This is a genomic window from Pedobacter miscanthi (assembly GCF_032678605.1).
In the GTDB taxonomy this organism is placed as follows: Bacteria; Bacteroidota; Bacteroidia; order Sphingobacteriales; family Sphingobacteriaceae; genus Pedobacter; species Pedobacter miscanthi_A.
Genome location: NZ_JAVTSU010000008.1, coordinates 150,530 through 167,473, shown reverse-complemented (window position 1 = coordinate 167,473; position 16,944 = coordinate 150,530). Strand labels below are relative to the sequence as shown.

The following is a 16,944-nucleotide window of genomic DNA, read 5'->3' as shown; positions in this document are numbered from 1 at the left end:
TTTGCCAAAAATTAATTTGTAGATGTTTAATTTCTATAGCTCTTCTCCTATGTTTTTTGAATGTGTTAGTTTGGTTCTGAGGTTGTTAATATTCAAAGAAAGTTATTTTTTTATCAAAAAACAAAAAATAAAATGTTAAAAAATAAATTAACCGTCTCAGTACCCTATTTTTGTATGTTCTTAAAACCCTAACAACATTCTGGGGTTATACATTTATATTCTTTACAATACATGAGCAAAAAAGAGGCCGAAAAAGATCCGCATAAAAATATTATCATAAAAGGTGCCCGTGTGCACAACCTAAAAAACATCGATGTTGCCATCCCAAAGAACAAACTTGTGGTGATTACGGGGATGTCTGGTTCGGGGAAATCTTCTCTTGCATTTGATACTTTATATGCAGAAGGGCAACGCCGATATGTAGAAAGTTTATCATCATACGCCCGCCAGTTTATGGGCCGGATGAATAAACCTGATGTTGATTATATTAAAGGTATTGCCCCGGCAATTGCCATTGAACAAAAGGTAATTACATCCAACCCACGTTCTACCGTTGGTACGTCGACCGAAATTTACGATTACCTGAAGCTGCTTTTCTCCCGTATCGGGAAAACCATTTCGCCAGTTTCGGGCAAAGAGGTAAAAAAAGATTCGGTAAGCACCGTGGTTGATTATGTAAATGCCCTGCCTGAAGATACTACCGTGACGATTTTTTGTCCGCTGTATCCGCATAATAACCGCACAATTAAGGAAGAACTGGCCATTTTATTGCAAAAGGGATTTTTACGTGTGCTGATTAATGATAAAATAGAAAAGATTGAAACTGTTTTAGATGATGCAGATTTTAAAGATGCAGAATTAACGGATGATAAAACGGTTCAGATTCTGATTGACCGTATTGTAACCAACCAGGAAGAAGAGACCTTAAGTCGCCTGGCAGATTCGGCACAGACTGCTTTTTTTGAGGGTAAAGGCGATTGTTATGTAGAAGCACAAGGGATTACGAAACATTTCAGCGACCGTTTTGAACTGGATGGAATTAAATTTGAAGAACCTACTCCAAATTTTTTCTCCTTTAATAATCCTTATGGCGCCTGTAAACGCTGTGAAGGTTATGGAAATGTAATTGGGATTGATGAAGATCTTGTTATTCCCGACAAAAGCAAAAGTGTTTATGATAATGCCATTGCCCCGTGGCGTGGCGAAAAAATGAACGTATGGCTGCAGAATTTCATTAAAGCTGCACCGAAATTCGAATTTCCGATCCACCGTCCATATAGTGCCTTAACAGAAAAGGAGCAGCAATTACTTTGGACAGGAAATAAATACTTTGCTGGTTTAGACGCTTTTTTTAAAGAACTGGAAGAGCAGACCTATAAAATACAGTACCGGGTAATGTTATCTCGTTACCGTGGAAAAACCACCTGCCCGGATTGTAAAGGCTCGCGTTTACGCAAGGATGCATCCTATGTTAAAATTGCAGAAAAATCAATTATCGATGTGGTTTTAATGCCATTATCGAAGGCTTTGGTTTTCTTTAACGAACTTAAGTTAAACGCAAACGATACCAAAATTTCTAAACGTTTATTGGCCGAAATTGATAACCGGTTCCTTTATTTAAATAATGTGGGTTTGGGTTATTTAACCCTAAACCGTTTATCTAATACCTTATCAGGAGGAGAATCGCAAAGGATTAACCTGGCCACTTCGCTAGGAAGTAGTTTGGTAGGTTCTATTTATGTACTGGATGAGCCAAGCATCGGTTTGCACCCTCGCGATACAAATAAACTGATCGAAGTATTGGTTTCGCTTCGTAATGTTGGCAATACGGTTATTGTGGTAGAGCACGAAGAAGAAATGATGCGCGCGGCCGATTACATTATCGATATTGGTCCTGAAGCAGGCACACATGGTGGTAACCTGGTTTTTAGTGGTAATTACGAAGAAATTTTAAAGGATAAAAACAGTTTAACAGGCCGTTATTTAGCCGGTAAAGAAAAAATTGCCATTCCCGAGCAACGCCGTAAATGGAAAGACCATGTGTTGATTAAAGGCGCAAGGGAAAATAACCTGCAGAATATCGATGTGAAATTTCCATTGGGCGTTTTTACCGCGGTAAGTGGTGTTTCAGGCTCTGGTAAAACCAGTTTGGTTAAAAAGATCTTATATCCTGCACTTCAAAAAGCAATTGGCAATTATGCCGGTGAGCAAACCGGTGCTTATGATGGTATTTTTGGTAACTACGAGCTGGTAAGTGCAGTAGAAATGGTTGATCAGAATCCGATTGGCCGCTCGAGTCGTTCCAATCCGGTTACCTATGTAAAAGCATGGGATGATATCCGGGCTTTATTTTCAGGATTGGCCACTGCAAAAGCTGCGGGATTAAAACCAGCTGCTTTCTCTTTCAATGTTGAGGGTGGGCGTTGCGATGTTTGCCAGGGTGAAGGCGAGGTGAAAATCGAGATGCAGTTTATGGCCGATATTTACCTGCCATGTGAGGCTTGTAACGGTAAACGTTTTAAACAGCAGGTTTTAGATGTAACTTATAAAGAGAAAAATGTATCCGAAATTCTGGATATGACGATTGAAGAAGCGGTTGAGTTTTTTAAAGATGAACAAAAAATCCTCAATAAATTAAACCCTTTAGTTGATGTTGGTTTGGGCTACGTACATTTAGGACAATCTTCCAACACTTTATCGGGTGGTGAAGCGCAACGTATTAAATTGGCTTCGTTTTTGATTAAAGGTAACAATGCCAATAAAACACTGTTCATTTTTGATGAGCCGACAACAGGTTTACACTTTCACGATATTAAAAAACTGCTAAAAGCATTAAATACCTTAATTGAACAAGGAAATACAATTTTAGTAATTGAACACAATATGGATATGATTAAATGTGCCGATTGGGTGATCGATATAGGTCCTGAAGGCGGCGATGGCGGTGGTCAACTGGTGTTTGAAGGAGTACCCGAAGACCTGGTTAAGGTAGAAAAATCGTATACCGGAAAATATTTAGCATCGCATTTAAATTTAAATCCATAATTTCGGCAATGCTTTTTCTAACGTTTTTCATTGGCATCATTCTCAATGCCATGGGGTATATTCCCCCGGGCAACATTAACCTTACTGTTGCGCAGCTGGCTATTAATAAAGGCATGCGCCAGGTTTGGTATTTTATCCTATCGTTCTCCTGTGTAGAAGTGTTTTTTACCTTCGGGATGATGCGTTTTGCCAGATGGGCCATGAGTGATATCAATCCGAACGAAGCGGTAAGCGAAGTGCGGTTAAGCACTTTGGTTGATTGCTTTATGATTGTGATGTTTTTGGTGATGGGTACCATTACCTGGAAAAACAGGAAAAAAGTGCCTAAAACAAGCAATAAAAAAGAGGATAAGCGCAGTGGAAGCGTATTATACGGACTAATTCTGGGCGTATTAAATCCCGTTCAGATTCCATTCTGGTTGTTTTTTGGTAACTATGTAATTTTACACCAATGGATTGAAACAGATTACCTTTCATTGGTTATTTTTAGTTTAGGTTCTGGAGTGGGTTCTTCTTTAGCCCTTTATGTATATGCGCATTTTGCAACTTACATCCAGGAAAAATTTGCGCTGAGTAGCCTGATTATCAATAAATCAATCGCCATATTTTTGTATGCGCTGGCAGCTTATCTTGTGGTGAAACAGGCGATCGTTATTCTTTAGGGGTTGCCACACAGACACAGAAATCAATAATAATATTCCATTATTTCCATCAAAACGGTTGATTTTTAGGAAAGTATAGGGTGTTCATAATAGAATACGGGATATCGTCATTCCCGCGTAGGAGGGAATCTTAATGAAACCTACAAGCCCGGCCAAGGCATTACGATTACTCATACATTTTCATTTTTTCAAAGGCATTCATGAGCATTCGGTGGTTCCCAATCAAGTTGGGAATGACGCTGTTTTTAAGGATATGCGATTTTTTTCATCATGTACTGTAACCCCAAAGAAGAGTTTGTTGCTACAAGATTATTGTCCTTGTTCCGAGAGGACACGGGCCGGGGAATAGATCTTTCTGTTATAAAATTGATACATGGATAAGGTTTTGTTAACCTAATCATAACATTAAATTTATGTTTAAGAAGCTTGCTCCACCTAATATTGAGCTTTGATACAAAACATATTTTATCCTTATGTCTAACAGACGATTTTTCCTCAAAAATAGTTTGGCCGCTGCGGTAGTGGCCAGCATTTCGCCAGTTTTAACCTCTTTTGCTGATGAACCGCATCCTGTTTCTGCTAAGTTGGGTAAAGCGCCTAAATTACGTTTTGCCATTGCTTCTGATGGCCACTATGGCCAGCCGGGAACGGAATACAAACAGAACCATGAAAATATTGTAAAGTGGCTCAATGAAACACACGATAAAAATCCCTTAAATTTTGTGATCATCAATGGCGATCTGGTACACGATCGTCCGGATTTATTACCAGAAGTTAAAAAGGATTATTACGATAAGCTTAAAGTGCCCTTTTATGCCATTCCGGGCAACCACGATCATGCAGATACCAAGATTTGGAAATCGGTTTTTGGTTATGAGGATAATTTTTCTTTCGAAAAAAATGGAGTCGGTTTTGTGCTGGCCAATACTTCCGATACCAAAGGCACTTATTTATGTCCGGACAATGATTTTTTAAAACGGGAGCTGGATAAATTTAAAACCTTGAAAACTGTTTTCGTGGTATTACATATCCCGCCTCATTTTTGGGTGCCCGAAAATCCATTTGTCGACTGTCCGGATACCATTAAACTATTGCATAGTTACCCCAACGTAAAGGCTGTGTTTCATGGCCACGACCATAGTCTCGATGCTGTTTTTTATACCGATAAACTGCCTCATTTTTTTGATGCACACATTGGGGGTAACTGGGGTACAGCTTATAAAGGCTACCGGATTGTTGAGGTTGATGAAAATGATCAGATCCAGACTTATCAGGTAAATGCAAGCGGATCGCCTTTGTTAAATGAAACGAAATTCTAGCAATGAAAAAGACATTTTTAATACTCATTCTGGCTGCTACAGTTTTAAACTGTGCAGCGCAGAAAATAAGCGATGTTAAACCTGAAATCAAGAGCGGAACGAATGCTGCACAACCTTTTCTGTTTTCTTTGAATACCTTAACCGCAGAAAACACAAGATGGAATATCCATTACTCCGGAAGTTATGGTGAAAGAACGAACGGACAGTTTGGTTATGATGGTTTAGGGCAGCAGTTTGGTGTTAAAGGATATTTAGGGAGCAGGTTTACTCTATATGCAACGGCTGCAATCGGCTTTGCCAATGCCGGTGGTGTTACCTCTGCCGAACAAGCCGAAGTGATCAGAGATTTAATAGGTGGTAAAGGAATAAGGGGTTTCAGATTAGGTGCTGGTTTGGGATTAAGCAGAGATTGGTCGAGCGTTGGTTCCGCAATCAGCCGTATTACAGCTTCATTTGACCAGACAAACTGGAGAATGGCAGGGAATCTCCGCTTTGAAAAAGCTTTTGATAAAACGAGAGATAAGCTTGATTTTATTACTAGTTTTGGTTATCAACACCGTGTTTCCAGCATTTTATACCTTGGACTTGAAGCTTTGGGACAAGATTTAGAAGGTTTTTGGGAAAAAGACGAAGCAGAAGGCGGTGCAAAAGTAATGATTGGACCATCCATCAACCTGGAGCCAAACCATTCGAAACTTTCGTTCTCCATTTCGGGGGGACCTGTTTTTTATGCTACCCACAGTCAGGTAATCCCATCAGAGGCCATCCGCGAAATCGGTTCGGTAGCATCTGGCAATGGCTATATCATCAGGGCTCTGGTTAATTTTAATCTTCACCGCTAATATTGCGTATATTCAATTAAGAAATGAAAAAACCATATATATTAATACTGCTGTGTGTCCTTTTTGTGCAAATAGGATTCGCACAATCGCCCGGCAAAAACGAAAGCACCCAGCAAGTTTTATTACCCAATGGATGGAAACTGAGTCCGGCGGGGCACTCCTTGCAATTGGGCGATCTGCCTTTAAATATGCAACTGAGTGCATCAGGTAAATACCTGGCCATTACCAACAATGGACAAAGTACGCAGTCGTTGCAATTGGTAGATACCAAAACGGAAAAGATTATAGATGAAAAAATACTGGCTAAATCGTGGTATGGAATTGCTTTTAGTAAAGATGAAAAACACCTTTATGCCTCAGGTGGTAACGACAACTGGATTTTAGATTTTAATATCGAAGATAGCAAATTTGGTAAAAGCGATACGATTAAACTCGGGCCTATCTGGCCAAAGGGGAAAATTAGTCCGGCAGGAATTGCCGTAAATAAAAACAATACAAAATTATACACCGTAACCAAAGAAGACAGCAGTTTATATATTATCAATCCTGTTGAAAAGAAGGTGGTGAAGAAAATTCAACTTCCTGCAATTGCTTATAGTTGTGTTTTATCAACAGATGAAAGCAAACTTTATGCTTCGCTTTGGGGTGGAAAAGCTGTGGCAGTTATTGATCTTGGTATTGGACGCATCACCAAGCTTATTCCCGTTGGCGATCACCCAAATGAACTTTTGCTCAATAAAAAGGGAAATGTTTTATTTGTAGCCAATGCAAACGATAACACGGTTTCAGTCATCAGTACCCTGCACAATAAAGTAATCGAAACCATTGCAACCACCCTGTATGCTACCCAGTTAACAGGCTCAACTACCAACGGTTTGGCTTTGGGTAACAACGATAAAACCTTATATATTGCCAATGCCGATAATAACTGTTTGGCTGTTTTTGATGTAAGCAAGCCTGGTGTAAGCCAGGGCCAGGGCTTCATTCCGGTAGGATGGTACCCAACAAGCGTTAAGGTTTTGGGGTCGAAAATTCTGGTTGCCAATGGTAAAGGGAATACTTCTATGGCCAACCCACAGGGGCCACAACCGATTTCTAAAGTTGATAACAGCGGTTACCAGATGGGAAGTACAGCCAATAGCAGGTTACAATACATTGCCGGCTTGTTTAAAGGAACTTTATCTTTTATTGATGCACCAAAACCCGAGCAGTTAAAAATATACACCAAACAGGTGTATGCCAATACGCCTTTTAGCGACAAGCGTACGGTTACTGCCGATGGTGAAGCCGGAAACCCTATTCCGCGCAGGCAGGGAGAAAAATCGCCCATCAAACATGTTTTTTATATTATTAAAGAAAACCGGACCTATGATCAGGTGCTGGGCGATATGCCAAAAGGAAACGGCGATTCTACTTTAACACTCTTTGGTAGAAAGGTAACCCCTAACCAGCATGCTTTTGCTGATCACTATGTGTTACTCGATAATTTCTATGTAGATGCCGAGGTAAGTGCCGATGGACATAACTGGAGCATGGCCGCCTATGCAACCGATGTGGTAGAAAAAACCTGGCCTACCAGTTATGGTGCACGCGGTGGGAGTACCAGTTTTGAAGGCGGCAGGCCTGTTACCTACCCTAAAGGTGGCTTTATATGGGATTACTGTCAGCGGGCGGGTGTAACTTACCGCAGTTATGGAGAGTTCGGTGATTATGGTAGAGCAAATATTAAATCGTTGCAGGGACATATGTGTGCTGCGTCGCCAGGTTTTGATATGGATATTAAGGATCAGGTTAGGGCAGATGCATGGCAGCACGATTTCGATTCGTTGTTAGTAGCTGGTGCTGTTCCGCAGTTTAGTACTTTAAGGGTATCCAACGATCATACCAGCGGGCAAAAGAAAGGGAAATTTTCACCACAGGCCGCTGTTGCTGATAACGACTTGGCTGTTGGCCGCATATTAGAACATCTCTCTCATAGCAAAATCTGGAAAGAATCTGTTGTTTTTATTCTGGAAGATGATGCCCAAAACGGTCCTGATCATGTTGATGCACACCGTTCGCCTGCCTATGTAGTTGGTCCTTATGTAAAAAGGAATACACCCGTTCATACCATGTATTCTACTTCTGGTTTTTTAAGAACCATGGAGTTAATTTTAGGTTTACCGCCAATGAGCCAGTACGATGCTGCGGCAGTACCTCTTTATGAATGTTTTACCGCTACGCCAGATTTTACGCCTTATAATGTGATTCAGCCGCTTATCGATTTAGATACGAGGAATGTTGCAGTAAACGAAAGCAGCAAACGTTCAGAAATGTTCAATTTTGCCAAAGAAGATGCTGCTCCCGATTTAGATTTAAACGAAGTGGTGTGGAAATCGGTTAAAGGTGAACAATCGGTAATGCCAGCACCAAAACGGAGTGCTTTTGTGATCCTGGAGAAAAAGAAAAAAGATGATGATGATTAGTTCATCATTTAATCCATTTTAAACAAAAAGGCAATTTTCTAACCGAAAACTGCCTTTTTTTAAGATTATTCTTGTTGTAATCATTTTAACGTTCGTCCTGCTTTCTGCTTGTAATCCCGATTAGAAGGAAATGGGACGCTACCGCGGCAATCAGGTTTAAAATCCGAAGAGATCTGCTGTTATTAAGATTGTTAGCATGATGCAGACAGATCATATTCCAACACCCTGGAAGCCCAAATAGTATTGCTTGTTAGGTCACCTAAACCTGATGGCAACGGTACCGATTTTTCATCGGGATTTAGCGAACAGTAGGGCTGCATAAACTAAAATGCCACTGTACCTGATTTTCCAGAAAAGAAAAAGATCAGCTTGCTTTCTATAATTTCCAGTCTGGTCTTTCAAAGTGACAGGTATAACCATATGGGTTTTTTTGTAAATAATCCTGATGTTCTTCTTCAGCATTCCAGAAATCAGTTTCGGGTACTACCTCGGTTACAATTTTGCCCGGCCATTTACCCGAAGTATCCAATTCTGCAATTAATGCCTTTGCGGTTTCTTCCTGTTCTTTACTATTAAAAAAAATAGCAGAACGGTAAGAGGTACCTACATCATTTCCCTGTCTGTTGCGGGTGCTTGGATCGTGGATTTGAAAAAAATATTCTAATAGTTTACGGTATGATAAAACAGTTGGATCAAAGGTAACTTCAATGGCTTCGGCGTGTGTACCATGGTTCCGGTAAGTTGCATTGGGAACATCACCACCGGTATAACCTACAACAGTAGAAATTACACCAGGATAATGACGGATGAGTTCTTCAACTCCCCAAAAGCAACCGGCTGCAAGAATGGCTTTTTCAGTATTCATATATTTTTCCTTTTTTTGATTAGATAAAGATACGGCGAAGAAGTGTAAAAGGAAAGTAAAGAAGGAACGCGTGATGGGTTAACTGTTTGAATCGGTTAATCGACGTAACATATTTTAGTGCTATGCTTGACTGTTAAATTGTTTTATGGTTAAGAGTATCCCATGGTGCTAACTGCTTAGTTTGTCATTCCCGAACAGCCAATTCCCATTTATACCATTAACCGATTAACCAAAAAATAATTAAATGATATTCCGGGTGATTTTTCCTTTATTTATGCTTCTTAACCATTACCCATAAATTCACTTGGCGTTTTGCCAAAGTGTTTTTTAAACTCCGAACTAAAGTATTTTCGGTCGCTGAAACCTACAGCATAAGCAATTTCAGAAACATTGCCTGTGCCCTGTTTCAGTAGCTGTGCCGCCCGTTTAATCCTGAGTGATTTAATAAAATCGTTTACCGAAAGGTCGGTCAAGGCCCTTATTTTTTTATAAAGCACTGGCTGGCTCATGCCTATTGCTGAAGCCAGGGTGGGTACGTCAAAATCAGGATCGGCAATACGTTCTTCAATTACCTGGATAATTTTGTTTAGGAAATTTTGCTCGGTGCTATTGATGACCAGATTTTTTGGTTCGAGCGTAATTACCTGTGCAAACTTTTGTTTAATGGTTTCACGGGCGGTTAGCAGGTTTTGAATATTGAGTTTGAGTATTTTTAGGTTAAAGGGTTTCATGAGGTAGGCATCAGCTCCATTTTCGAAGCCATTAATTTGATGTACATAAGCAGAACGGGCCGTTAACAAAACTACCGGTATATGGCTCGTGCTTTCATCTGTTTTTAATTTACGGCAGAGTTCGAGGCCATCCATTACCGGCATCATTATATCACTAATAATCAGGTCTGGGATCAATTCCAGGGCATAAGTTAAACCGGTAGCACCGTTTTCGCGTTCATAAATGATGTATTTATCTTTCAAGGCATTTTTAATAAAAGTCCTAACATCTTCGTTATCTTCTACCAATAAAATGCTTTTTTTATCTTTTTCTGTCGCTGTTAATGGCAGGCCATTTTCTTTTGCTATGTTTTCAATCTCTGGTAAGGCTGGTAAATTGTAATGAGCCGCATCATCGTAATAAATATAATCGGCCATAAAATCTTCCTGACTGAAATGTGTTTTTCCTGTTTTTAAACTTACCGTAAAGCAGGTATTACCAAAAACGTGATCGGTTTTAGGAGTACTGCTGAAAGAAATTTTGCCATGATGCAGTTCAACAATGCTTTTTGAAAGTGACAAACCTAAACCCGTACCAATGGTAGAGGAAGCATTGGCCTGGTAAAAACTGGTGAATAGATTGGGCTGATTTTCTAAAGGAATCCCTTTTCCGTTATCACAGATCTGAATGTTAACATTTTGATTCTCCTCAAAGATTTTTAAGCTGATTTTTCCATTGACAGGAGTAAACTTAAAAGCATTGGATAACAGGTTAAATAATACCTTTTCCATTTGGACTTTATCAAAATAAAGTGCCATCTCTGCTTGTTCGCATTCGAAAGCATAATCGATATTTTTAGCAATCGCCATATTCTGAAAAGCCAGAAATATTTCCCTGCAGAACTTTACTACATTTCCGGGGCTTACATGTAAAGTCATTTTGCCGCTTTCAGCCTTTCTAAAATCGAGTAGTTCGGTAACCAGGTTCATCAGGCGGTCGGCATTGTTTTTAATGGGTTGCAAATCGCGGTTTAGGGCAGGATCGTCTTTTGCGTTTTCAATCAGTTTATCCAGCGGACCAACAATCAGTGTTAAGGGCGTACGGATTTCGTGCGAAATGTTAGTGAAAAATTCTAGTTTGTGCTCGTTAATTTCCTTCTCTTTTTTAAGTACCGCCCTGATTAATAAATAGCGAACAAATACAATGGCGATGGCTGCAACAACACAAAAATAAACCAGGTATGCCCACCAGCTTCTATAAAATGGTGGTTTAACAATAATGTAGATTTTACGAATATTGGCACCCGAAATGCCATCGTTATTTACACCCTTAACCATAAAAGTATAACTGCCAGGTGGCAGGTTGGTGTAAGAAGCAGTCGGGATGTTTACTTCATTCCAGTTTTTTTCGAAACCCTCTAATTTGTAGGCGTAGCGGTTTTTTTCGGGTTTAATAAAATTCAGCAGCGCGAAACTTAAACTAAAGGTATTTTGGTTGCTGGCAAATTCCAGTTTATCCTTTAAACCGATATTCTGATCGAGCAGGCCATCTTCGGCATTTATTTTTACATCTTGGTTATCTACTTTTAAACCGGTAATGACCAATGATGCGGCTTTGTTATTGGTTTGGATGCGGTCAGGATAAAAGCTGATGAAACCATTGTAACCACCAAAAAACATTTCTCCATTGCTATTTTTAAAAAAGGCATTGGCATTAAACTCATTTCCTGGTAAACCATCGGCCACGGTATAATTTTTAAAAGTTTTGTTCTTCCGGTTAAACATCGATAAACCATTGGCGGTACTGATCCATAGGTTATCTTTATCGTCTTCTAAAACGCCCAGCACGTTATCGTTCGGTAAACCATTCTTTACCGTATAAGTGATCATTTTATTTGCTTTCTGATCGTAACGGATAAGTCCCTGGTTGTTAGTGCTAATGTAAATTTCTTTATTGCTGGTTTCGGTAATGCCATTTACATAATATTCTAAAACCTGTTTCGTTTTGGGATCTTTTAAGGTGTAAAATTCTTTTTTATTGATGTTGTAAATACAAAGCCCGTTGGTGGTACCTAAATAAACACGATCGGTTATCAACATGCTTTTAACCCTTCCGGCGTCAGGGAAACGGGCAGGCAGCTCGAAATTGTAAAATTTAGTTTTTTCGGGATTTGAAATTTTGATGCCGTTGCGCTGGGTGGCTGCATATAACCTGCCATGCTGGTCTTCGGCCACAGCAGTAACCTCATCAGGTACATCTTCCTGTTTGGCGCTGAAATCGAAACTGCCGAAACTGCCTTTTTTGCTGTCGTAAAAGTTAAGTCCGCCAGAATGTGTACCGATCCAAAGTTTACCTTTTTTATCCAGGATAATTTTTTTAATCAGGTTCGATTTAATGGAATTGCTGCGGCCATCACTTTTAAAAGCCGTGAATTTATTGGTCAGCCGGTTAAAATAGTTTAATCCGCCACCTTCGGTACCAATCCACAGGTTTTTGTGTTCATCTTCGGCAAAAGTGCTTATCGCATTGTTGCTTACACTTGATGCATTTTTGTTGGTGCTGTAAATATTGAATGCGGTGGTGTAAGGATAATTGATGTTTACCCCTCCGAAATAGGTGCCGGCCCAGATAGAACCGTTCTGATCTTTATACAGCCGGTGTACCGAATTCTGGCTCAGACTTTTTTTGTCGCTGGGATCGTATTGCAGGTTGGTAAAGGTAAAATGCCGGGTATCCATCACACTGATCCCGTCTAAAGTACCGATCCACAACTTGCCGATATCGTCTAAAACCATCGTTCTAATGGTGCTGTTCACTAAAGAATTTTTCTGTTCGGAATGGTTAAAAATCTTAAAAGTTTTACTGGCTGGAATAAAAAGATTCAACCCATTATCCTGTGTGCTGATCCATAATTTCTGTTGCCGGTCTTCTATAATCCCGGTAATATAATTCTCACTGATAGCCCCCGGTTTGCCATCACTTTTAAAAATTATGGTTTGATATGCACCATTTTTGAAGGTCATTTTTAACAACCCGTTTGATGTTCCTACCCAGATATTGCCTTCGTGATCCTGTTTAACAGCCCTGATGTTGCGGTATAATTTATTTGCCGATTTATTATTGAAAAACACTTTAATTTTTGAAATATCTCCATTAACCAAAAGATTGAGCCCATTTAAGGTGCCGATCCAGATGTTGCCTTTTTTATCTTCGGTAATGCAGTTGATTACATTATTGCTGATGCCATTTGGCCTTGAATAAATGCGTTCGAAATGATCCGTTTTTTCGTTGTAACGGTTTAAACTTCTGTCTGTTCCCACCCATAGGTTTTTACGAGAATCGGAAAAAAGATTGATCACGTAATTGCTAGAGATGGAAAGCGAGTCGCCAGGTAAAGATTGATAAACCTTGATATTGTAACCATCGTAGCGGTTTAAGCCATAACGGGTACCAAACCACATAAAACCGTTTTTATCCTGTGTAATAGCCAAAACAGAGGTTTGCGATAAACCTTTTTCTACGCCTAAATGATCGAACTGTATTGGCTGCTGACATTTTGCTGGTAACAGATATCCTAAAAACAGGCTTGCACAAAGCAAATATTTTAGAAATCTGGTAAACATGGGATAATTGGTTATGGTTGTTTTGGCTGCTTAAAAGTATGGTTTAAAAGCATTTTTGCCAAATATTTAGAAAATTCACCCTAAATATTTAGAAAATTCCCCCCTCCGGAAAAGGCTTATGCCATAAGTTTGTTCTTAGATGGCGCCGTAAGAAGCATTACCATCAACTAACAACCAATAACCAAAAAACCAACAACTATGAGTAAACTCTACATCCCGTGGAGAATGGATATGAAGCAGCATATCTTTCTTTTCCCTAAACTCTTATTATTACTCACTATTTTGCTCCTGGCTCATGTTAATGTTTTTGCACAAAGTAAAACCATTATTGGGGTAGTTACCGACGAAAGTAAACAAACGGTACCCGGTGTATCGGTTACGGTAAAAGGCACCAAAACCACCACACAGACCGATGCCGACGGCAGGTTTAAAATCCAGGCACTGGCTACCGATCAGCTGGTATTTAATTATGTAGGTTATGCCACGCAATCGGTTACGGTTGGAACAAGAACTACGCTAAACGTTTCCTTAAAATCTTCAATAACCGGCTTGAGCGATGTGGTAGTAGTAGGTTATGGCACCACCAAAAGGGCCGACCTTACCGGAGCAGTAGGTTCGGTAAATATGAAAGACCTGGAGCAGGCTCCGGTTAAATCGTTCGATCAGGCACTGGCCGGACGGGTGGCTGGTGTGCAGGTATCTACAAGCGACGGGCAGCCTGGGGCAACGGCTAATATCGTCATCCGCGGTGCCGGCTCCATCTCGCAGGATAATTCGCCACTTTATGTAATCGATGGTTTCCCTTCAGAAGATGCCAATGCCAATTCAATCAATCCATCAGATATCGAAACCATAGATGTGTTGAAAGATGCATCGGCTACGGCCATTTATGGTGCACGCGGATCGAACGGTGTGGTATTGATCACCACCAAAAGAGGGAAAGCGGGAAAACCGCAGTTGAGCTATAATGCCTACTACGGTACGCAAAAATCGCCCGATAAAATCCCGGTGATGAATGCTTTTGAGTTTGTAAAGTATGTTAAGGAACTCAATTCTGTTTTTGCCGATTCGGTTTACCTGAAAAACGGCGTGACGATTAACGATTATCAAAATGTGCAGAGCCTGGATATGCAGGATTACATTTTCCAGAACGGACAAAACCAGAACCACGATATTGCCCTAAGGGGAGGAAATGATAAAACAACTTATTCCATCTCGGGTAACTATAACGATCAGAAGGGGATTGTAAAGTTTAGCGGATTTAAACGTTATCAGGGCCGTTTTGTGCTCGATCAGAATGTGACCGATAAATTAAAGGCGGGCGTGAACGTAAACTATGCCTACAGCGAAACTTTTGGGACACCGATTTCGGCCACCAATTTTTATGCTTCTTCGGTGCTATTATATTCGGTTTGGGGCTATCGTCCGGCTGCAGCGCTTTCGGGCAGGGATCAGGGAACCAATCTGGTTGATTCGTTTTACGATCCAACAAACGAACTTGCCAACAACCAGGATTACCGTGTAAACCCGTTGATCAGTTTGGAAAACCAGAAAACCATGTATAAAACCACTACTATGGTAGCCAATGGTTATGCAGAATATGCTTTTACACCAAAATTAAAACTGAGGGTGGCTGCGGGCATTACTAATGCCAATACCGAAACCAATATTTTTAATAACTCCTTAACCCAATCGGGCAGTAAATGGAATTCATCCGGCCCGAACGGAACTTATGCCACCAGTCCGGCTTTTAACTGGTTAAATGATAATACCTTAACTTATAAAAACACTTTTAATAAAGACCATAATTTGACCGTTTTAGTGGGTTATTCTGCACAGCGGAGTAAAAGCTCGTACCGCTCGATATATGCTTCGCAGATTACCAACGAAAGTTTAGGGATCGATGCACTCGATTTGGTACCGGCAGCAAATACGGTTGTTAACTCACGCAGTTCGGTTTGGACCCTACAATCTTTCCTGGGCAGGTTGAATTATGATTTCAAAGGAAAATACCTTTTAACGGCCAGTTTCAGGGCAGATGGATCGTCAAAATTTGCGCCGGGCAAACGCTGGGGTTATTTCCCTTCTGCATCAGCAGGGTGGAGGTTCAGTCAGGAAAGCTTCCTGAAAGATGCCACCTGGTTATCGGATGGTAAAATACGTTTTGGTTATGGCGAATCTGGAAATAACCGTGTGGGCGATTTTGCCTATCTGCCACAGTTAAACCTGGGGAACACACAATACTGGTATTCGTTTAATGGCAAACCCGTAGCCATCGGCTCGGTAATTACAGCGGCAGGCAACTACGATTTACAATGGGAAACCAACACACAAACCAATATCGGTTTAGACCTGAGCTTTTTTAAAAACCGTTTGGGTTTAACAGCCGATATTTATAAAAGGGTAACCAACGATTTATTGTTGAACGCCCAATTGCCTTATGCAAGCGGAGTACAGAGCGGAACAGGGTTTAAAAACATCGGAAGTTTAGAAAATCGTGGACTAGAAATCACCTTAAATAGCACCAATATCCAAACCAAAAACTTCCGCTGGACAAGTAATTTCAACATCAGTTTTAACAAAAACAAGATTTTGGAGCTAACCGAAGGGCAAAATTCACTTTTAGCCGGCTCCGGAACGTTTTTTAATACCACTTATACCAGTTTATCGCCATATATCTCTGTAAAGGGCCGTTCGGTAGGTGAGATGTACGGATTGATTTTCGACGGGGTTTATCAATATGCTGATTTTGATAAAATGCCCAATGGCTCATTTTTGCTTAAACCAAATGTGACTACAAATGGCTCAACGAGGGCATCCATCCAGCCGGGCGATATTAAATACAAAGATCTAAATGGCGATTTGGTGGTGAATAATAACGATTATACCATTATTGGTCGCGGTTTGCCTATCCACACCGGTGGTTTTAGCAATAATTTCAGCTATAAAAACTGGGATCTGGGCGTTTTCCTGCAATGGTCGTATGGCAATAACATCATCAATGCCAACCGTTATGTTTTTGAGGGCGGTATTGTAACCAACCCAAACCTGAACCAATATGCTTCTTTCGAAAACCGTTGGACGCCGACTAATCAGAACAACGATCTTTTTAGGGCAGGTGGAGTGGCTGCGGCAAATTATTCATCCCGTGTGGTAGAAGATGGATCGTATTTAAGGCTTAAAACCGTTCAGTTGGGTTACAATTTCTCCAACAAGATGCTTAAAAGCATCGGCCTGTCTAAACTGCGTTTAAATGCATCGGCCCAAAACCTGTTAACCATTACCGGTTATTCGGGTCTGGATCCCGAAGCTTCATCAAGGCCGAGCAACCTTACGCCAGGTTTTGATTATGGAACCTATCCGCAATCATTTACGGTAACCTTTGGTTTAAACGCAACATTTTAATCACCAT

At 40.4% G+C, this 16,944-nt stretch carries 8 protein-coding genes; 6 read left to right on the top strand and 2 right to left on the bottom strand.

Annotation, left to right across the window (positions count from 1 at the left end):
* The first annotated feature begins 231 nt into the window (after positions 1–231).
* The 5 genes from uvrA (at position 232) to R2R28_RS13710 (ending at position 8,333) form a co-directional block, all read left to right on the top strand.
* A complete protein-coding gene (gene uvrA, locus R2R28_RS13730; protein WP_316826260.1) occupies positions 232–3,045 on the top strand; it encodes an excinuclease ABC subunit UvrA in 2,814 nt (937 codons plus the stop codon).
* 8 nt (positions 3,046–3,053) lie between these two features.
* A complete protein-coding gene (locus R2R28_RS13725) occupies positions 3,054–3,707 on the top strand; it encodes a LysE family transporter (RefSeq protein ID WP_316826259.1) in 654 nt (217 codons plus the stop codon).
* A 473-nt stretch (positions 3,708–4,180) separates the two neighbouring features.
* Positions 4,181–5,026 (top strand): metallophosphoesterase family protein, encoded by an 846-nt coding sequence (locus R2R28_RS13720; protein ID WP_316826258.1) that lies wholly within the window; start codon positions 4,181–4,183, stop codon positions 5,024–5,026.
* Positions 5,027–5,028: 2 nt separating this feature from the next.
* Positions 5,029–5,868, top strand: coding sequence for a hypothetical protein (locus tag R2R28_RS13715; RefSeq protein ID WP_316826257.1), 840 nt, complete (start codon positions 5,029–5,031; stop codon positions 5,866–5,868).
* A 23-nt stretch (positions 5,869–5,891) separates the two neighbouring features.
* Positions 5,892–8,333 (top strand): bifunctional YncE family protein/alkaline phosphatase family protein, encoded by a 2,442-nt coding sequence (locus R2R28_RS13710; RefSeq protein ID WP_316826256.1) that lies wholly within the window; start codon positions 5,892–5,894, stop codon positions 8,331–8,333.
* A 376-nt stretch (positions 8,334–8,709) separates the two neighbouring features.
* Here R2R28_RS13710 and msrA read toward each other — a convergent pair whose 3' ends face one another.
* Positions 8,710–9,198, bottom strand: a complete 489-nt coding sequence (gene msrA, locus R2R28_RS13705) for a peptide-methionine (S)-S-oxide reductase MsrA (protein WP_316826255.1) — start codon at positions 9,196–9,198, stop codon at positions 8,710–8,712.
* A 281-nt stretch (positions 9,199–9,479) separates the two neighbouring features.
* A complete protein-coding gene (locus R2R28_RS13700; RefSeq protein WP_316826254.1) occupies positions 9,480–13,532 on the bottom strand; it encodes a two-component regulator propeller domain-containing protein in 4,053 nt (1,350 codons plus the stop codon).
* 198 nt (positions 13,533–13,730) lie between these two features.
* On the opposite strand from R2R28_RS13700, the gene R2R28_RS13695 reads away from it, so the two are divergent.
* Positions 13,731–16,937, top strand: coding sequence for a TonB-dependent receptor (locus R2R28_RS13695; protein WP_316826253.1), 3,207 nt, complete (start codon positions 13,731–13,733; stop codon positions 16,935–16,937).
* Positions 16,938–16,944 lie beyond the last annotated feature (7 nt).

What these genes read in the sequence shown, in the direction of transcription:
- uvrA (WP_316826260.1), top strand. Translation starts at nt 232, where the DNA reads ATGAGCAAAAAAGAGGCCGAAAAAGATCCGCATAAAAATATTATCATA.
- R2R28_RS13725 (WP_316826259.1), top strand. Translation starts at nt 3,054, where the DNA reads ATGCTTTTTCTAACGTTTTTCATTGGCATCATTCTCAATGCCATGGGG.
- R2R28_RS13720 (WP_316826258.1), top strand. Translation starts at nt 4,181, where the DNA reads ATGTCTAACAGACGATTTTTCCTCAAAAATAGTTTGGCCGCTGCGGTA.
- R2R28_RS13715 (WP_316826257.1), top strand. Translation starts at nt 5,029, where the DNA reads ATGAAAAAGACATTTTTAATACTCATTCTGGCTGCTACAGTTTTAAAC.
- R2R28_RS13710 (WP_316826256.1), top strand. Translation starts at nt 5,892, where the DNA reads ATGAAAAAACCATATATATTAATACTGCTGTGTGTCCTTTTTGTGCAA.
- msrA (WP_316826255.1), bottom strand. Translation starts at nt 9,198, where the DNA reads ATGAATACTGAAAAAGCCATTCTTGCAGCCGGTTGCTTTTGGGGAGTT.
- R2R28_RS13700 (WP_316826254.1), bottom strand. Translation starts at nt 13,532, where the DNA reads ATGTTTACCAGATTTCTAAAATATTTGCTTTGTGCAAGCCTGTTTTTA.
- R2R28_RS13695 (WP_316826253.1), top strand. Translation starts at nt 13,731, where the DNA reads ATGAGTAAACTCTACATCCCGTGGAGAATGGATATGAAGCAGCATATC.